We start from the raw sequence: 17,106 nt of genomic DNA, 5'->3' as shown, positions 1-17,106 counted from the left end.
TGGATTAATTCAAATGTTCGACGCGAATACGAACGACCGGTCCAACCACGCCCTGGAGAGCTTCGAGCGACCGAATGGCATCGTTGATGTGCTGTTCGAGCACACGATGGGTCAGCAGGATCATCGGTACCAGGCCGTCTTGTTCCTCGACTTCCTTCTGCATGATCGACTCGATGTTGATGCCGCGTTCCGACAGGATGCTGGCGACTTGGGCCAACACGCCCGGGTGATCCTTGGCCTGGATCCGCAGGTAGTAGGAGCTCTCGCAGGCCTCGATCGGCAGGATCGGGTGGGCCGACAGCGAGTCCGGCTGGAAGGCCAGGTGCGGTACGCGGTTTTCCGGGTCGCTGGTCATGGCGCGAACCACGTCCACCAGGTCGGCGATCACCGACGAAGCGGTCGGCTCCATGCCGGCGCCGGCGCCGTAAAACAGGGTCGAGCCAGCCGCGTCACCGTTGACCATCACCGCGTTCATCACGCCATTGACGTTGGCGATCAGGCGATCGGCCGGAATCAGCGTCGGGTGTACACGCAACTCGATACCGGCCGGAGTGCTGCGCGCTACGCCCAGGTGCTTGATGCGGTAGCCCAGGGCTTCGGCGTAGTTCACATCGGCGGTGGTCAGCTTGGTGATGCCTTCGGTGTAGGCTTTGTCGAACTGCAGCGGGATACCAAAGGCGATAGACGCCAGGATGGTCAGCTTGTGAGCGGCGTCGATACCTTCGACGTCGAACGTCGGGTCGGCTTCGGCATAACCCAGGGCCTGGGCTTCGGCCAGCACGTCTTCGAAGGTACGGCCCTTCTCGCGCATCTCGGTGAGGATGAAATTACCGGTGCCGTTGATGATGCCGGCCACCCAGTTGATGCGGTTGGCGGAAAGGCCCTCACGGATCGCCTTGATCACCGGGATACCACCCGCCACGGCCGCTTCGAACGCGACGATCACGCCCTTCTCGCGAGCCTTGGCGAAGATTTCATTGCCGTGTACGGCGATCAGCGCCTTGTTGGCGGTGACCACGTGCTTGCCATTCTCGATGGCCTTGAGCACCAGCTCACGCGCCACGGTGTAGCCGCCGACCAGTTCGATGACGATATCGATTTCAGGGTTGGTGGCCACGTCGAAGACATCGTTGGTAATCGCAATACCGGTCGTTTGGAACTGAGGCTTTGGCGAACGCGTGGCAATTTGCGCCACTTCAATCCCACGCCCTGCACGGCGGGAAATTTCTTCGGCGTTACGCTGAAGTACGTTGAAGGTGCCGCCACCGACGGTCCCTAACCCACAGATGCCTACTTTGACCGGTTTCACTGAAGAACTCCCCATGAAACGGCCGACGCTAGGTCGGCCGTGGAAAACAGCCGCACAACTGCGGCTTTCAATTTGATGGCCCGTCGATCTGTCGGCGGGCCATGATCGTCAAAGGTTCGACGACGCTGGTTTACTTGGCACTCAGAGCCAGTTTGGCAACTTGTGGTGCCGGCTGGTAGCCCGGAATTACCTGACCATCAGCCAAAACGATGGCCGGTGTACCGTTCACACCGATTGACTGGCCCAACGCAAACTGCTTGGAAACCGGGTTGGCACATTTGGCCGCCTTGATTTCCTTGCCATCGACCATCTTGTCCATGGCCGCTTTCTTGTCGGTCGAGCACCACACCGCCTGCAATTGCTCGTCACCCGGCGAGCCCAGGCCCTGGCGCGGGAATGCAACGTAGCGTACTTCCACGCCGAGCTTGTTCAGTGCAGGCACTTCGGCGTGCAGCTTGTGGCAGTACGGGCAGGTGGTGTCGGTGAATACGGTGATGTGAGTCTTGGTTTCGCCGATGGCCGGGTAGACCACGGTTTCAGCCACCGGAATACCGTTGATCAGCTTGGACACACCCAGGCGTTCGGCTTTTTCAGTCAGGTTGACCGGCTTGCCGTCTTTCAACTGGAACAGGTAGCCCTGGACGATGTATTGGCCATCGGCACTGGCGTACAGCACGCGGCTGCCCTTGAGCTTGACTTCATACAGGCCGGCCATGGGGCTGGCGCTGATGCTTTCGATCGGGGTATCGAGTTGCAGGTTGGCCAGGCTTTTGCGGATGGTCTGCTCGGCAGCGTCATCGGCGAATGCGAAGGTGGAAACCAACGCAATGGCTGCGGCGGCAATAATCTGGGTCAAGCGCATGGGAACTCCTGAAGGCAGATGCAGGGACGGGTGCGGAACACCGCTGGAAGACACCGGGCCATATACAAGACGCCGTCCCCTTTACTAACCCGCAAAGCCTACCACAGTTGGGCCGCAGGGCAGCCCGTAGCAGGACAAATTGGCGGTTTTCAGCCGCGCGGGTGGTGTTTGGCATGCATGTCCTGCAATCGCGCACGCGCTACGTGGGTATAGATTTGAGTTGTGGATAAGTCGCTATGGCCAAGCAACATTTGCACGACCCGCAAATCCGCACCATGGTTGAGCAAATGGGTAGCAAAGGCATGGCGCAACGTGTGGGGCGACAATGCCTTGCCGATCCCGGCCACTTTGGCCTGGTGTTTGATACGGTGCCAGAAGGTCTGGCGGGTCATCTGCTCGCCACGCAGGCTGGGGAACAATACATCGCTGGGCCGCCCGCCGAGGAGTTCGCTGCGGGCATCGCGCATATAGCGTTCGACCCACACGATCGCCTCTTCACCCATCGGCACCAGGCGCTCCTTGCTGCCCTTGCCCATCACCCGCAACACCCCCTGGCGCAGATTGACTTGCTCCAGGGTCAGGCTGATCAGTTCAGTCACCCGCAGGCCGCAGGCGTAAAGCACCTCGAGCATGGCACGGTCACGCTGGCCGATGGCCTCACTGAGGTCGGGCGCGGCGAGCAAGGCATCCACATCGGCTTCCGACAAGGATTTGGGTAAAGGCCTGCCGAGCTGCGGCATGTCGACTTGCAGGGTCGGGTCGACAGCGATCAGTTTTTCCCGCAGCAGGTAGCGATAAAAGCCGCGCACACCGGAGAGAAAACGCGCAGTGGAACGCGGCTTGTAGTTTTGTTCCAGGCGCCAGGCCAGGTGATCCAGAATCAACTCACGACCGGCATTGATCAATTCGAGGTTCTTCTCCTGCAACCAGCCGTTGAACAGGGCTAAATCGCTGCGATAAGCCTGGCGGGTGTTGTCCGACAGGCCTTTCTCCAGCCATAAAGCGTCAAGGAAACGGTCGATCAGCGGGTGGTCAGTGGCAGGCATGGGCACTCAAGCGGCGCAGCACAGGGCTTTGCGCGAATTATTTAGTGAACTGTGACAAGGGCCACTAGTCTTTCATAGCCCGCTATTTCAAGGAACAGGGAGCTTCAATGAACGAACAACAGATCCTGCTGGCACTGGGCGGTATCGGCGTGGCCGCATTGGCCTGCCAATGGCTGGCATGGCGCCTGAAACTTCCGGCCATCCTGTTTCTGTTGTTGAGCGGCATCCTGGCGGGCCCGGTGCTGGGCTGGCTCAACCCCCAGGAAATGTTCGGCCCGCTGCTCATGCCCTTGGTATCCCTGGCCGTGGCCCTGATTCTGTTTGAAGGCAGCCTCACCCTGCACCTCTCGGAATGGAAGGAAATCGGCAGTGTCGTCCATCGACTGGTTACCCTCGGCGCCCTGTCGACATGGGCGGTAATCACCGTTGCTACCCACTGGCTGCTGGGCTTTGACTGGCTGCTCGCCCTGCTGTTCGGCACCCTGACCCTGGTAACCGGGCCAACCGTGATTGTGCCCATGTTGCGGGTCGTACGCCCCAAAGCGTCCATCGCGAACATCCTGCGCTGGGAGGGCATCGTCATTGACCCGATCGGCGCACTGCTGGCCGTGGTGGTCTACAGCTTCATCATCGCGCGCGCGTCGGGCGACGGCCTGAGCCACAGCCTGCTGACCTTTGGCGGAGTCATCCTGTGCGGCAGCGTGTTCGGCATTGCGGGTGGCTGGGTGCTGGGGCAGATCATGCGTCGGCAGTGGCTGCCCGAATACCTGCACAACCTGGCGACACTGGCAGGGGTACTGGGGATATTCATCGCTTCCAACCTGGTGCTGCATGAGTCCGGCTTGCTCGCGGTCACCCTCATGGGCATGTGGTTGGCCAATATGAAAGGCGTGGACGTGCGGCACATCCTGCATTTCAAGGAAAACCTCAGTGTGCTGTTGATTTCCGGGCTATTCATTCTGCTGGCAGCGCGCCTGGACCTGAACGCCTTGATTGCCCTGGGACCGCTGGTACTGATTCTGTTGTTGATCATTCAATTTATCGCACGGCCTTTGAATGTCGCGCTTTCAACCTGGGGTTCCGGGCTGAACTGGCGCGAGCGTGCGCTGCTGTCGTGGATCGCCCCACGCGGAATCGTGGCGGCGGCGGTGTCGGCCATCTTCGCCATACGCCTGGATGAAGCCGGCCATGAAGGTGCATTACTGCTGGTTCCGCTGACGTTTGCCGTCATTATCGGCACCGTTGTACTGCAAAGCGCCACGGCACGCCCGCTGGCCCGCCTGCTGAAAGTAGCCGAGCCTGCGCCCAGCGGTTTTCTGATCGTCGGCGCGAACGGCCCGGCGCGCATCCTCGGCAAGGCCCTGCAGCAACTGGGCAGCCGCGTGTTGCTGACCGACTCAAGCTGGGAAAACATCCGCGCCAGCCGGATGGAAGGGCTGCCCACCTACTTCGGCAACCCGGCCTCACAACACGCCGAGTCACATCTGGATCTGGTCGGGCTTGGGCATCTGTTGGCACTCTCCCCTTCCGGCGAACTGAATACCCTGGCCGCCATGCGCTTTCGCCACGACTTCGGGCATCGCCTGTTCGCCCTGGCCAGCAGCCAGGAAAGCCGCCGTACCGATAAACACAAAGCCAGCCATGAGCATCGCGGCCACCTGCTGGGCAGCCAACCCTTGAGCTATACCAAACTCGCCAGCCTGCTGGGCCAAGGCGCCGAGTTGTACAGCACCCATCTGACGGAGGAATTCGGATTGGATCAGTACCAGGCACTGCATGGTGATCGCGCGACCCTGCTGTTTGCCCGCGATACCAGCGGCTGGGTGCATGTCATCACCCCGGACAGCAGCTTGAAACCTGCCGCCGGCTGGACCCTGCTGGCAGTGATCCAGCCGGAAACCACTGCCACCGTATGAAGTCAGTCAACAAACCCCGGTAACACGGGTACCGGGCGTTTGTCGGCATCGATCGCCACAAAGCTGAACACGCCCTGGATCGCCTTTTCGCGGCCATCAACACTCATGCTCTCGACAAAGACTTCAACTTCGACCTTGAGGCTGGTATTGCCCACTTTGATCACGCGGCCAATCAACTCAACGATGGAGCCGGCCGGAATCGCGTGATTGAAGTCGATGCGATCAGTGGAAACCGTCACCAACGGCAAGCGGCAAAAACGCGTGGCGGTAATGAACGACACCTCGTCCATCCATGCCAAGGCAGTGCCGCCGAACAAGGTATTGTGATGATTGGTGGTCGGCGGGAACACCGCCTTGGTCACATGAGTGACGGACAGATCGGTGCGGCGCTGGATTTCTTCGAGACGGGTGGTCATGGACAATACCGGCAGATAGACAAATTTCAGGCACAAAAAAGCAGCCCGTAGGCTGCTTTTTTCTGCATCGGGAAGCTGGACTTAAGCCAGTTTTTCCTTGATGCGAGCTGCTTTACCGGACAGGTCACGCAGGTAGTACAGCTTGGCTTTACGTACGTCACCGCGACGCTTGACGGCCATGCTGTCGATTTGCGGGCTGTAGGTCTGGAAAGTACGCTCTACGCCAACACCGTTGGAGATTTTACGAACAGTGAAAGCACTGTTCACACCACGGTTACGCTTGGCGATTACCACGCCTTCGAACGCTTGCAGACGCGAACGGTCGCCTTCCTTCACTTTCACCTGAACGACAATGGTGTCGCCCGGGGCAAAGGTAGGGATCTCTTTGGTCATCTGCTCTGCTTCGAGTGCAAGGATGATTTTGTTAGTCATGCTGTGCTCCTAAGGTAAGTCAATGGACCTACCATCGATACGTTGTTAACTATCGTCCCGCGCGAGGATGTATTCCTCGAGCAGCTTCTTCTCTTCTCCAGAAAGCGAGCGGCTTTCCAGAAGATCGGCGCGTCGTTCATAGGTCCGACCAAGGGACTGCTGTAAACGCCAACGCCGGATGTGTGCGTGATTGCCACTTAGCAATACGTCGGGAACACGCTGATCCGCATACACCTCCGGTCGGGTGTAGTGCGGGCAATCCAGCAAACCATCCGTAAAGGAGTCTTCCTCCGCGGAGTCCGCATGCCCTAAAGCTCCAGGCAGCAGTCGTGTAACCGCATCTATCAGGACCATCGCCGGCAGCTCGCCGCCAGACAGGACATAGTCCCCAATCGACCACTCTTCATCGACATGAGCTTCAATAAAACGCTCGTCAATGCCTTCATAGCGACCGGCAATCAGGATCAGTGCTTCCTCATTTGCCAGTTCGCGTACCGCCGCCTGTTTCAGCTGACGGCCTTGAGGGGACAGGTAAATTACCTTCGCCTTCTCCCCGGCAGCGGCCTTGGCCTGAACCAACGCGTCTTCCAGGGGTTTGATCTTCATCACCATGCCCGGGCCACCGCCAAATGGGCGATCGTCCACAGTGTGATGTCGATCCGTCGTGTAGTCTCGCGGGTTCCAACAGGTAAGCTGCAACAGCCCCTGTTTCACCGCCCGACTGGTGATGCCGTACTCGCTGATGGCGGAAAACATCTCGGGAAACAAACTGATCACTTCAATGCGCAAATTAGCCACGCTTAGAAGTCCGCGTCCCATTCCACCTTCATCTCGCCTGCGACCAGGTCGACGGCCAACACGCATTGCTCCGTATAGGGCAACAGGCGTTCGCGATCATCCAGGCTGCCAGCGCAAGGCTTGACCACCATTACATCATTGGCGCCGGTTTCCAGAAGATGGTCGATTTTCCCGAGCAATTGCCCGAGTTGATCAATAACCTTCAGACCTTCCAGCTGGTACCAGTAGTACTCGCCATCGGTCAATTCAGGGAACAGGTTGCGTGGCACGCAGATCTCATAACCAGCCAGAAGACGAGCTTCTTCACGATCATCAAGACCCTTGAGCTTTGCGACCAGGAACTTATCGCTCCCACGTCCGCTGACCAGCTCGACCTGCTTCACACTCCCTTCGCGCTTGAGCGTCCAGGTTTTGTACTGCAGCAGGTTTTCAGTCGGATCAGTAAAGGAATACACCTTCACTTCGCCGCGAACGCCATGAACAGAATAAATCTTGCCGATAACGATCAAATCATCAGCAACAGCAGGCGTCGCGTTCATATCGCTCAGGCCGCAGCCTTAGAAGCGTCCTTCAGCAACTGAGCAACGCGCTCAGAAGGTTGTGCACCAACGCTCAGCCAGTAGGCTACGCGCTCTTGGTTCACGGACAGACGAACTTCTTGACCACGAGCGATCGGGTTGAAGAAGCCAACTTGTTCTTTGTGAGAGCCGTCACGTGGGTTGCGGCTGTCAGTTACGGTCAAGTGGTAAAACGGGCGCTTTTTGGAGCCGCCAAGGGCAAGACGGATTGTTAGCATGTGAACATCGTTCCTGTAGTCGGTGCTGCAAATCTAAATGCACAGCGGGCATAGGTGCCCGAAAGGCCGCATATTCTAAGGAATATCCGGACTTTTGCAAATGTCTTTTTCTGACGCCTATCAGCGTGCCACTCAGATCTGCTATAGAGCCGTCGGTTAAAACGGCGAGTCAGCGCCCGCCAATGGCGGGTTTGCTGGAGATCCCACATCCCTGTGGGTCGGAGCACAAGCAGGCTTGCGCTCGAATTTCTTACATCTTTGGCATACCGCCGCCGGGCAACATACCGCCCATGCCGCGCATCATCTTGGCCATGCCGCCCTTGGCGGAGAACTTCTTCATCATCTTCTGCATCTGCTTGTGCTGCTTGATCAAGCGACCAATGTCCTGCACCTGGGTGCCGGAACCCATGGCGATCCGGCGCTTGCGCGAACCGCTGATCAGCTCAGGGTCGCGGCGCTCGGCCGGCGTCATGGAATTGATGATGGCTTCCATCTGCTTGAACTGCTTCTCTGCCGCGCCCTGGGCATTGCCCATCTGCGCCAGGTTCACACCGCCGATGTTCGGCAGTTTGTCCATCAGGCCGCCAAGGCCGCCCATGTTCTTCATCTGTTGCAACTGGTCGCGGAAGTCTTCGAGGTCGAAGCCCTTGCCCTTTTTCAGCTTCTTGGCCAGCTTGTCGGCCTTGTCCTTATCGAGGGTCGCTTCAGCCTGTTCGATCAGGCTGAGCACGTCACCCATGCCGAGGATACGCGAAGCAATACGCTCAGGGTGGAACGGTTCGAGCGCTTCGCTCTTCTCGCCCATACCAATGAACTTGATCGGCTTGCCGGTGATGGCACGTACCGACAACGCGGCACCGCCACGGGCGTCACCGTCGACCTTGGTCAGGATCACACCGGTCAGCGGCAGCGCGTCACCGAAGGCCTTGGCCGTGTTGGCCGCATCCTGGCCGGTCATGGCGTCGACCACGAACAGTGTTTCGACCGGATTGATCGCAGCATGCAGTGCCTTGATCTCGCCCATCATCTCTTCGTCGATGTGCAGGCGACCGGCGGTATCAACGATGACCACGTCGATGAATTTCAGCCTGGCTTCTTTAATAGCTGCGTTGGCAATGTCGACCGGCTTCTGGCTCAGGTCGGACGTGAAGAAGGTCACGCCCACTTCGCCAGCCAGCATTTCCAACTGCTTGATGGCCGCCGGACGGTACACGTCGGCCGATACCACCATGACCGACTTCTTCTTGCGCTCTTTAAGGAAGCGCGCCAGCTTGCCGGCCGTGGTGGTCTTACCCGCACCTTGCAGGCCCGCCATCAGCACAACGGCTGGTGGCACTGCGCTGAGGTTAAGATCTTCGTTGGCCACGCCCATCAGGCTTTCGAGTTCGGCCTGGACGATCTTCACAAAGGCCTGGCCCGGGGTCAGGCTGCGGGACACTTCGGTGCCGACCGCACGCTCCTTGACCGAGTTGACGAAGTCTTTGACCACAGGCAAGGCCACGTCGGCTTCCAGCAACGCCATGCGCACTTCACGCAGGGTGTCTTTAATATTGTCCTCGGTGAGCTTGGCCTTGCCGGTAACGTGGCGCAGCGTCTGCGAGAGACGGTCAGTCAGGTTTTCAAACATGCGCGATCCTTTCAGGCCCTATTCATCGAAATGCATTGGTAGACCGAGGTAATGGCGGCCCAGGCTGTGGTAAATCGCTATTAAAAACAGCGCTCGGCGAGCCTGCGGCGTGGGCAGGTCGCGGATTATAGCGAAGACTGCGCCCGTGCACACCCGCTGTCTGGCCCGGGAGTCTTTCGTGGAACGCGGGGGTATGCGAAACTCAACGCCTTTCGGGCTTATCTATCAGGATTTATGGTCCCCTTGTCACCCAGTTTGCTACCCAGCCTCGCCGCCGCCATCTTGTATGCCGCTGCGACCCTCTATCAGGGCACTCGTCTGGCCCAAGGCACTAAAGCGGACAAACGTCTGTTGGTGGGCCTTGGCGTCCTGGCCCTGCTGGCCCATGCCACGAGCCTTTACACCCACCTGATGACACCGGTCGGCCTGGGCCTGGACTTTTTCAGCGCCGCCAGCCTGATCGCCGCCGCCGTCATCGCGCTGACCCTGCTGGCGTGCTACCGCATTCCGGTAGAGAACCTGCTGGTGCTGCTATTCCCGTTGGGAATATTGACCGTACTGCTGGCGCATTTCACGCCGACCGGCACCGTGCAGGTCATTGATGAAGAGCCCGGCATCCTGGCGCACATCCTGTTGTCGATCCTGGCCTACGGCATGTTCACCATTGCGGTGTTCCAAGCCCTGCTCCTGCTGCTGCAGGACCACCAGTTGAAAAACAAACACCCGTCCGGGCTGATCAAGAACTTCCCGCCGCTGCAAACCATGGAAAGCCTGCTGTTCGGCTTCCTGTGGGCCGGCTGGACGCTGCTGTCGCTGTCGCTGATCTCCGGCTGGCTGTTCGTCGAAAACCTGTTTGCCCAGCACCTGGTGCACAAAACCCTGCTGGCCTGCCTGGCCTGGGTGGTGTTCAGCGTGCTGCTGTGGGGACGCAACCGTCTCGGCTGGCGCGGGCACAAGGCAATCCGCTGGACCCTGGCCGGTTTCTGCCTGCTGATGCTGGCCTATTTCGGCAGCAAGCTGGTTCGCGAATACATCCTGCATATCTGACGGGCAGCAAAAATGGACAACTTGCCCCTGGGGCCGATGCTCGCAGTAATCGCCCTGCTGATTCTATGGGCGGCGCTGTTTACCGCCATCGAAGCCGCACAACAGCACCTGCTGGCCCTGCGCCCCGGTACACGCCAGGGCGACAAGGCCGCTGCCCGCCTGAGCTTCCCGCGTAACAGCCTGATCCTGTGCAACAGCCTGTGCCGCGCTGCCGTGGTGATTCTCTGCACCGTACTCGCCATCTATGCCTGGGCGCAGAACGGTCCCTGGCTCGGCTGGCTGATTTCCTGCGCCCTGTTACTGATCCTCGCCGACTACCTGCCCCGCGCCCTGGCCACCCGTCACCCGCAAGCCGTATTGGGGTTCGGCAATACACTGCTGGGCGTTCCCCTGAAAATCCTCTACCCCCTGGCCTGGTTGCTCAACGGCATCAGCCTGTTGCTGCTGCGCCCCTTCGCGCGTAAATCCGGCGTGGTGAAAAAGAGCGACGAGCCGCTGCCCGAGCATGACGACGAGCCGGAACCTGAGGCAGGCGAAAGCCGTACCCCGGGCTTGCCCGGTATCCACGCGCTGGACAACATCACGGTCAACGACATCCTGGTGCCACGCAGCGAGGTGGATGGCATCAACCTCGATGACTCCACCGAAGAGATCATCGAACAGCTGCGCACCTCCCAGCGCACGCGCCTGCCGGTGTTCCACAGCGATATCAACCAGGTCGAAGCGGTGCTCAACACGCGGCAGATCCAGCACCTGCTGCCCGACGCCAGCCTGACCAAAGAAGCCTTGCTCGCTGCCTGCCACGAACCTTACTTCGTCCCGGAAAGCACGCCCCTGCAGTTGCAACTGCTGAACTTCCACAAACAGCAACGCCGCCTGGGCATGGTGGTGGACGAATACGGCGAAGTGCTGGGCATCGTCACCCTGGAAGATATCCTCGAAGAAATCGTCGGCGAATTCGAAAGCGAGCAAAGTGTGGACAACCCGCACATCGAAGCCCAAACGGACGGCCGCTACATCATCGACGGCGCCGCTTCGATCCGTGAGCTGAACAAAAGCCTGGGCTGGCACCTGCCCAGCGACGGCCCCAAGACCCTCAACGGGCTGGTGACCGAAGCGCTGGAGACCATTCCCGATTGCGCCGTATGCCTGAAAATCGGCCGTTATCGCCTGGAAATCCTCGAGACCGAGGACAACCGCGTCAGCAAAGTGCTGATCTGGCACACCAGCCGAGTGCCGGTCGCCGCATAACCTGGGAGCAAGCCCGCTCCCACGTTTTGATGTGCTGCGTGCCAGCCCACTTGTTGTATGTTCAAACCCCTTCCTATAATCGGGCGGCTTATCCAAGCCTCGCCCGACCGCGTGCTACCCGCACTGAGCGCGTCCAGGCACCGCACCATCCTGTCTGACCGGTGTTTGCTCCCATCCCGAGCCGCCCCGCGCACTGCCCTGAACCCTGGGTGTTCGACCAATAAAAATCCGCGTCCAAACGCGCAATGACTGTCAGGGATACTGCCATGAGCACCACTTACAACGAGGCCGCGACCGCCGCCCCGAGCAACTCGACCGCACGGGTCGCCACGGCGAGCATCGTCGGCACCGCTATCGAATTCTACGATTTCTACATCTATGCCACCGCCGCGGCGCTGGTGATCGGCCCGGTGTTCTTCCCGCAGACCTCCGGCACCGCCCAGATGCTGGCGTCGTTCCTGACCTTCGGTATCGCTTTTATTGCCCGCCCACTGGGTTCGGCGCTGTTTGGCCACTTTGGAGACCGCATCGGCCGCAAATCCACGCTGGTCGCCTCCTTGCTGCTGATGGGCGTGTGCACCACGCTGATCGGCTTGCTGCCCGGTTATGACAGTATCGGAGCCTGGGCGCCTATCCTGTTGTGCGTGCTGCGTTTCGGCCAGGGCCTTGGCCTGGGCGGCGAATGGGGTGGCGCGGCGTTGCTGGCCACCGAGAATGCGCCGAAAGGCAAACGCGCCTGGTTCGGCATGTTCCCGCAACTTGGGCCTTCGATTGGCTTTCTGGCAGCCAATGGCTTATTCCTGATCCTGGCCATGAGCCTGAGCGATGAGCAATTTCGCAGTTGGGGCTGGCGCATCCCTTTCATCCTCAGCGCCGCGCTGGTGATGGTCGGCCTGTATGCACGGTTGAAGCTGCACGAGACCCCGGTGTTCGCCAATGCCGTGGCCAAAGAAGCCCCGGTGAAAGTACCGCTGGTGGAATTGTTCAGCCAGCATTGGGCCCCCGTACTGCTGGGCGCCGCGTCGATGGTGGTGTGCTATGCACTGTTCTATATCACCACCGCATTTTCCCTGAGCTACGGCGTATCGACACTGGGCTACAGCCGCGAGACGTTCCTTGGTCTGCTGTGCTTTGCCGTGTTGTTCATGGGGTTGGCGACGCCGCTGGCGGCCCTGGCCAGTGACCGATATGGTCGCAAGCCGGTACTGATCGTCGGGGCGATCCTGGCGATTTTGTCGGGTTTCACCATGGAACCGCTGCTGACCCACGGCTCAACCTGGGGCGTGGCGCTGTTCCTGGCGCTGGAGCTGTTTTTGATGGGCGTGACCTTCGCACCGATGGGCGCACTGTTACCGGAACTGTTCCCGACCCGTGTGCGTTATACCGGCGCTTCGGCGGCATATAACCTGGGTGGGATTGTAGGAGCATCGGCTGCACCGTTTTTCGCGACCAAGCTGGTGGCGATGGGCGGGCTGAGTTATGTCGGCGGGTATGTGTCGGCGGCAGCGTTGCTCAGCTTGATTGCCGTGCTGTGCCTGAAAGAGACGCGGGATAACGACTTGAATCGCGTCGACTGATTAGCGCGAATCGCCCTGTAGGAGCGAGCTTGCTCGCGAAGAAGGTACATCCGACGCAGCGATGCGCCTGAAATACCTTCGCGAGCAAGCTCGCTCCTACAGGGGTTGGGTTACAGCTCTACAACAACCGCTTGGGAAGCGCGGGTCGCTTTCGCCCGGGCCGCTTCAATCGACTCGTCCCGCGCCAGCGCCACACCCATGCGGCGCTGACCATTCACCTCGGGCTTGCCAAACAGCCGCAACGCCGTGTCAGGCTCACTCAATGCCGCGCCCAGGTTAGCGAACGCCGTCTGAGTCGACTGCCCTTCCACCAGGATCACCGCCGAAGCCGAAGGCCCGAACTGACGGATCAACGGGATCGGCAGGCCCAGGATGGCGCGAGCATGCAGCGCGAACTGCGACAAGTCCTGGGAAATCAGGGTCACCAGGCCAGTGTCATGAGGGCGCGGCGACACTTCGCTGAACCACACCTGGTCACCCTTGATGAACAACTCCACGCCAAACAGGCCACGGCCACCCAGGGCCTCGGTCACCGCCTTGGCAACGCGCTCGGACTCCGCCAGGGCAATCGGGCTCATGGCTTGCGGCTGCCAGGATTCCTGGTAATCGCCCTTCTCCTGGCGATGGCCAACCGGCGCGCAGAAGGTCGTGCCGCCGATGTGGCGCACGGTCAGCAGGGTGATTTCGTAGTCGAAGTCGATAAAGCCTTCGATGATCACACGGCCTTTACCGGCACGCCCGCCCTCCTGAGCGTAGTCCCAGGCTTTCTGCACGTCGTCGGTGCTGCGCAGCAGGCTCTGGCCTTTGCCCGACGAGCTCATCACCGGCTTGACCACGCAGGGGAAGCCCAGGTCCTGTACGGCCTTGCTGTAGTCTTCGAAGGTGTCGGCGAAGTGGTACGGCGAGGTCGGCAGGTCCAGTTCTTCGGCGGCCAGGCGACGGATGCCTTCGCGGTTCATGGTCAGCGAGGTGGCACGCGCAGTCGGGATCACGGTGAAGCCCTCGGCCTCCAGTTCTACCAGGGTAGCGGTGGCGATGGCTTCGATTTCCGGCACGATGAAGTGCGGTTTCTCGGCCTCGATCACTGCGCGCAGGGCGGCGCCGTCGAGCATGTTGATCACATGGCTGCGATGGGCGACCTGCATGGCCGGCGCGTTGGCGTAGCGATCCACGGCAATCACTTCAACGCCCAGGCGTTGCAGTTCGATCACCACTTCCTTGCCCAGCTCACCGCAGCCACACAGCAAAACGCGGGTCGCGGTTGGCGACAATGGAGTTCCGATTCGGGTCATCTCAGGTCCTCAGGGGAGCGGATCATGGGGGGAGAAAGGCCGGCATTTTACATGAACTGTAAAAATTGGCCTCAGTTGGCGACGGCACGTTTGCGCATACGCCACGCCATGATCAGCCACACCACCGTGACCCCGGCAAATTTCGACACCAATGCCGTCCCGGCCACCGCCGGCGTGAGCGCACCGATCAGGCCGAAAAAAATAAAGGTATCGAGAGGAATGCTCAGCGCCGAACTTATCCACAGGCGATCGTGGAGGGGGCGCCTGGTGATGCTGAACACCAGCCAGTCGATACATTCGGACACCGCGAACGCCGTGGCACTGGCCATGGCAATCGCCGGGTCGGACGTTACATACGACAAGACCAGCGCCGCCAGCATAGCGACAATCGCGCCATGCCCGAAGCGGGTCTGCACCATGTCCCGCAGGATAAACACCAGGCCACCCCAGGCGGACCAGATGACATCCAGGTGCGGGGCGGTGGAGAAGGCGAAGTTGATCAGCACGACGCTGCTGATGTAGGCAATCAGGAAGAGCATGGGACAGAAAACCTGTAGGAGCGAGCTTGCTCGCGAAAACGTTAACGATTACACGGGGGACAAGACTATACGCAGTGTCCTCGCGTTTTTCGCGAGCAAGCTCACTCCTACAGGAGGGCAGCTGTCAGGCGCCGGACTTACCAGGCATCATCCACACCAACCCACTCGCCACCGCCCGCTCATGGCATAACCCCAGCACCACCCGGCGCTCGGCATTGTCCATGCGGCTCCAGCGCGTAATCTCATCCACGGTGCGCTGGCAACCGGTGCAGATGTCGTCATCATCCAGTGCACAAATGCTTACGCACGGCGAGGCGACGGGGCGTTCTATCGGGTTCATTCTTCCTGCTCGGCCAGGTCACGCGCATAGCGCTGCGAGTTATGTACATAGTGCGCGGCACTGGCTTCGAGCATGCGTTTCTGTGCCTCGGTCAGCTCGCGCACCACTTTGCCCGGCGAGCCCATCACCAGCGAACCGTCGGGAATTTCCTTGCCCTCGCCGATCAGCGAGTTGGCGCCGATGATGCAGTGCTTGCCGATCTTCGCTCCGTTCAGGATCACCGCGTTGATGCCGATCAGGCTGTAGTCGTCGACGGTGCAACCGTGCAGCATGGCGTTGTGGCCAATGGTCACGCCGGTGCCCAGGGTCAGCGGATAGCCCATGTCGGTATGCATCACACTGCCGTCTTGTACGTTGCTGTTTTTGCCGATCAGGATCAGTTCGTTGTCGCCACGCAATACCGCGTTAAACCACACATTGGCGCCCTCCTCCAGCTTGACCTTGCCCACCAGCGTGGCATTCGGCGCCACCCAGCTGTGTGGATGCGTCTCGACGCGGGCTTCGCCCAGGCGATATTTCATGGTGTGTCCTCACGGCATTGCCACACAAGCGGTGGCTCAGGTGTTGATGAAGCTCTTGGGCGGCTGGTGCAGGCTGATCTTGGCGTCGTCATACAGCAGGTTGATCAGCTCGACAATCATGATCGCCGTCAGGCCCCAGATCTTGTATTCGCCAAACCGATAGCTGGGCACATACCAACTGCGCCCCTGGTAATCGATTCGATGGGTGTGTTCGCGCGGGTCCTGGCGGAAAAACTCCAGGGGCACGCTGAAGACCGCGGCAATCTCGGCGTCGTTAGCCAGGTATTCGACGTAATCCGGGATCACACCGACATAGGGCGTGACCCGGATGCCATGCAGGGAAATCAATGGGCTCAACGGCCCGATCACTTCCACCAGCCCGGGGGGCAGGCCGATTTCCTCTTCGGCTTCGCGCAATGCGGTAAAGATCAGGTCGGGGTCTTCGGGGTCGCGGCGCCCGCCGGGAAAGGCCACTTCGCCACCGTGGGTCGACAGGCCGCTGGCGCGCAAGGTCAGGATCAGCTCGGGTTCGTCACTGCGGGTAATCGGCACCAGCACGGCGGCCTCGGGGAAACGCCCGTCAGTCTCCAATGTGTGAGGGGTGTGGTTGCTTACCCGGCGAAGTAGCTCGTCCAGCATGAGTCATCTCGGTCTGTTGGCTACCTTGCATCATGCACCAAAGCAGGCAGGCACCCAACCCCAAAACCCGCAGCATGTCGCGAAACGACAACTTGCAGGGCCCTGCCCGCCAAGCCAAGATAGGCTCACTCTCCAGGAACCCCAGCATGAACTTCTGCAGCCAGTGCGGTAAACCGGTTACCCAGCGCATTCCCGAAGGCGACGGCCGCCTGCGTTATGTGTGCGATCACTGCTCGACCATTCACTATCAGAACCCCAATATCGTCGCCGGCACGGTGCCGGTGTGGGGCGATAAAGTGTTGCTGTGCCGCCGCGCCATCGAGCCACGCCTGGGTTACTGGACGCTGCCCGCAGGCTTCATGGAGAACGGCGAGACCGTGGAGCAGGCGGCCACGCGTGAAACGCTGGAGGAAGCCTGCGCCCGTGTACGCAACCTGAGCATCTATACCCTGATCGATGTGCCGCACATCAGCCAGGTGCATATCTTCTACCGCGCCGAGCTGCTCGACCTGGACTTTGCCGCAGGCCCCGAGAGCCTTGAGGTGAAGCTGTTCGATGAAGCCGACATCCCTTGGTCAGAGCTGGCTTTCCGCACGGTCGGGCGTACCTTAGAATGCTTCTTCGCCGACCGCCGGCAGCAAGTGTTCCCGGTGCGCAGCGAGTCGGTGCCGCCCATGATGCCATCGGCCAAATAACAC

General features: G+C 60.2%; 19 protein-coding genes. 5 read left to right on the top strand and 14 right to left on the bottom strand.

Going from position 1 to position 17,106, the window contains the following annotated elements; translation table 11 throughout:
- Positions 1-4 precede the first annotated feature (4 nt).
- The 3 genes from EXW71_RS19505 to xerD form a co-directional block, all read right to left on the bottom strand.
- The gene (locus EXW71_RS19505; protein ID WP_123715795.1) at positions 5-1,309 is read right to left on the bottom strand and encodes a homoserine dehydrogenase; all 1,305 of its coding nucleotides are present in this window, start codon (positions 1,307-1,309) and stop codon (positions 5-7) included.
- A 130-nt stretch (positions 1,310-1,439) separates the two neighbouring features.
- The gene (locus EXW71_RS19500; protein ID WP_060754271.1) at positions 1,440-2,171 is read right to left on the bottom strand and encodes a thioredoxin fold domain-containing protein; all 732 of its coding nucleotides are present in this window, start codon (positions 2,169-2,171) and stop codon (positions 1,440-1,442) included.
- Between the two features lie 149 nt (positions 2,172-2,320).
- Entirely contained in the window at positions 2,321-3,217 is an 897-nt protein-coding gene (gene xerD / locus EXW71_RS19495) for a site-specific tyrosine recombinase XerD (RefSeq protein ID WP_134660159.1), read from the bottom strand.
- A 107-nt stretch (positions 3,218-3,324) separates the two neighbouring features.
- On the opposite strand from xerD, the gene EXW71_RS19490 reads away from it, so the two are divergent.
- Positions 3,325-5,133 carry a sodium:proton antiporter gene (locus tag EXW71_RS19490; RefSeq protein WP_134660160.1) on the top strand — a complete coding sequence of 603 codons (1,809 nt, stop codon included), beginning with the start codon at positions 3,325-3,327 and terminating at the stop codon, positions 5,131-5,133.
- Between the two features lie 2 nt (positions 5,134-5,135).
- Here the strand turns inward: EXW71_RS19490 and EXW71_RS19485 are convergent, their stop codons facing one another.
- From EXW71_RS19485 to ffh, 6 genes are all read right to left on the bottom strand, one after another.
- Positions 5,136-5,549, bottom strand: a complete 414-nt coding sequence (locus EXW71_RS19485) for an acyl-CoA thioesterase (protein ID WP_134660161.1) — start codon at positions 5,547-5,549, stop codon at positions 5,136-5,138.
- Between the two features lie 81 nt (positions 5,550-5,630).
- Positions 5,631-5,981, bottom strand: a complete 351-nt coding sequence (gene rplS / locus EXW71_RS19480) for a 50S ribosomal protein L19 (RefSeq protein WP_003175895.1) — start codon at positions 5,979-5,981, stop codon at positions 5,631-5,633.
- A 45-nt stretch (positions 5,982-6,026) separates the two neighbouring features.
- Positions 6,027-6,800 (bottom strand): tRNA (guanosine(37)-N1)-methyltransferase TrmD, encoded by a 774-nt coding sequence (gene trmD, locus EXW71_RS19475; protein ID WP_024077235.1) that lies wholly within the window; start codon positions 6,798-6,800, stop codon positions 6,027-6,029.
- Positions 6,782-7,318 carry a ribosome maturation factor RimM gene (gene rimM, locus EXW71_RS19470; RefSeq protein WP_134660162.1) on the bottom strand — a complete coding sequence of 179 codons (537 nt, stop codon included), beginning with the start codon at positions 7,316-7,318 and terminating at the stop codon, positions 6,782-6,784. Before rimM ends, trmD begins: the two co-directional genes overlap by 19 nt.
- A gap of 5 nt (positions 7,319-7,323) precedes the next feature.
- The gene (gene rpsP, locus EXW71_RS19465) at positions 7,324-7,575 is read right to left on the bottom strand and encodes a 30S ribosomal protein S16 (RefSeq protein ID WP_003209587.1); all 252 of its coding nucleotides are present in this window, start codon (positions 7,573-7,575) and stop codon (positions 7,324-7,326) included.
- Positions 7,576-7,825: 250 nt separating this feature from the next.
- Positions 7,826-9,202: a signal recognition particle protein gene (gene ffh, locus EXW71_RS19460; protein ID WP_134660163.1), complete on the bottom strand. Its 1,377-nt coding sequence runs from the start codon at positions 9,200-9,202 to the stop codon at positions 7,826-7,828.
- A gap of 234 nt (positions 9,203-9,436) precedes the next feature.
- On the opposite strand from ffh, the gene EXW71_RS19455 reads away from it, so the two are divergent.
- The 3 genes from EXW71_RS19455 to EXW71_RS19445 all read left to right on the top strand — a co-directional run bounded on the left by EXW71_RS19455 (position 9,437) and on the right by EXW71_RS19445 (position 13,077).
- Positions 9,437-10,249: an inner membrane protein YpjD gene (locus EXW71_RS19455; RefSeq protein WP_123715376.1), complete on the top strand. Its 813-nt coding sequence runs from the start codon at positions 9,437-9,439 to the stop codon at positions 10,247-10,249.
- A 12-nt stretch (positions 10,250-10,261) separates the two neighbouring features.
- A complete protein-coding gene (locus EXW71_RS19450) occupies positions 10,262-11,500 on the top strand; it encodes a transporter associated domain-containing protein (protein ID WP_134660164.1) in 1,239 nt (412 codons plus the stop codon).
- 266 nt (positions 11,501-11,766) lie between these two features.
- Complete coding sequence (locus tag EXW71_RS19445; RefSeq protein ID WP_123715374.1) at positions 11,767-13,077, top strand: MFS transporter; 1,311 nt, start codon at positions 11,767-11,769, stop codon at positions 13,075-13,077.
- 110 nt (positions 13,078-13,187) lie between these two features.
- On the opposite strand, the gene purT is transcribed toward EXW71_RS19445, so the two are convergent.
- The 5 genes from purT to EXW71_RS19420 form a co-directional block, all read right to left on the bottom strand.
- Complete coding sequence (purT, locus tag EXW71_RS19440) at positions 13,188-14,369, bottom strand: formate-dependent phosphoribosylglycinamide formyltransferase (RefSeq protein WP_019817237.1); 1,182 nt, start codon at positions 14,367-14,369, stop codon at positions 13,188-13,190.
- 71 nt (positions 14,370-14,440) lie between these two features.
- A complete protein-coding gene (locus EXW71_RS19435; protein WP_123715373.1) occupies positions 14,441-14,908 on the bottom strand; it encodes a preQ0 transporter in 468 nt (155 codons plus the stop codon).
- A 124-nt stretch (positions 14,909-15,032) separates the two neighbouring features.
- Entirely contained in the window at positions 15,033-15,248 is a 216-nt protein-coding gene (locus EXW71_RS19430; RefSeq protein WP_123715372.1) for a DUF1289 domain-containing protein, read from the bottom strand.
- Entirely contained in the window at positions 15,245-15,769 is a 525-nt protein-coding gene (locus EXW71_RS19425) for a gamma carbonic anhydrase family protein (RefSeq protein ID WP_134660165.1), read from the bottom strand. The genes EXW71_RS19430 and EXW71_RS19425 overlap by 4 nt, the downstream gene beginning before the upstream one ends.
- 36 nt (positions 15,770-15,805) lie before the next feature.
- Positions 15,806-16,408, bottom strand: a complete 603-nt coding sequence (locus EXW71_RS19420) for a CoA pyrophosphatase (protein WP_123715370.1) — start codon at positions 16,406-16,408, stop codon at positions 15,806-15,808.
- A gap of 146 nt (positions 16,409-16,554) precedes the next feature.
- Between EXW71_RS19420 and EXW71_RS19415 the strand changes: the two genes are divergently transcribed.
- Positions 16,555-17,103 carry an NUDIX hydrolase gene (locus EXW71_RS19415; protein WP_123715369.1) on the top strand — a complete coding sequence of 183 codons (549 nt, stop codon included), beginning with the start codon at positions 16,555-16,557 and terminating at the stop codon, positions 17,101-17,103.
- The last annotated feature ends 3 nt before the right edge of the window (positions 17,104-17,106 follow it).

Source organism: Pseudomonas sp. BCA17 (assembly GCF_004519405.1).
GTDB lineage: Bacteria > Pseudomonadota > Gammaproteobacteria > Pseudomonadales > Pseudomonadaceae > Aquipseudomonas.
Note: the sequence above shows the minus strand (reverse complement) of the source record. Positions and strands in the feature narration are given on the sequence as shown.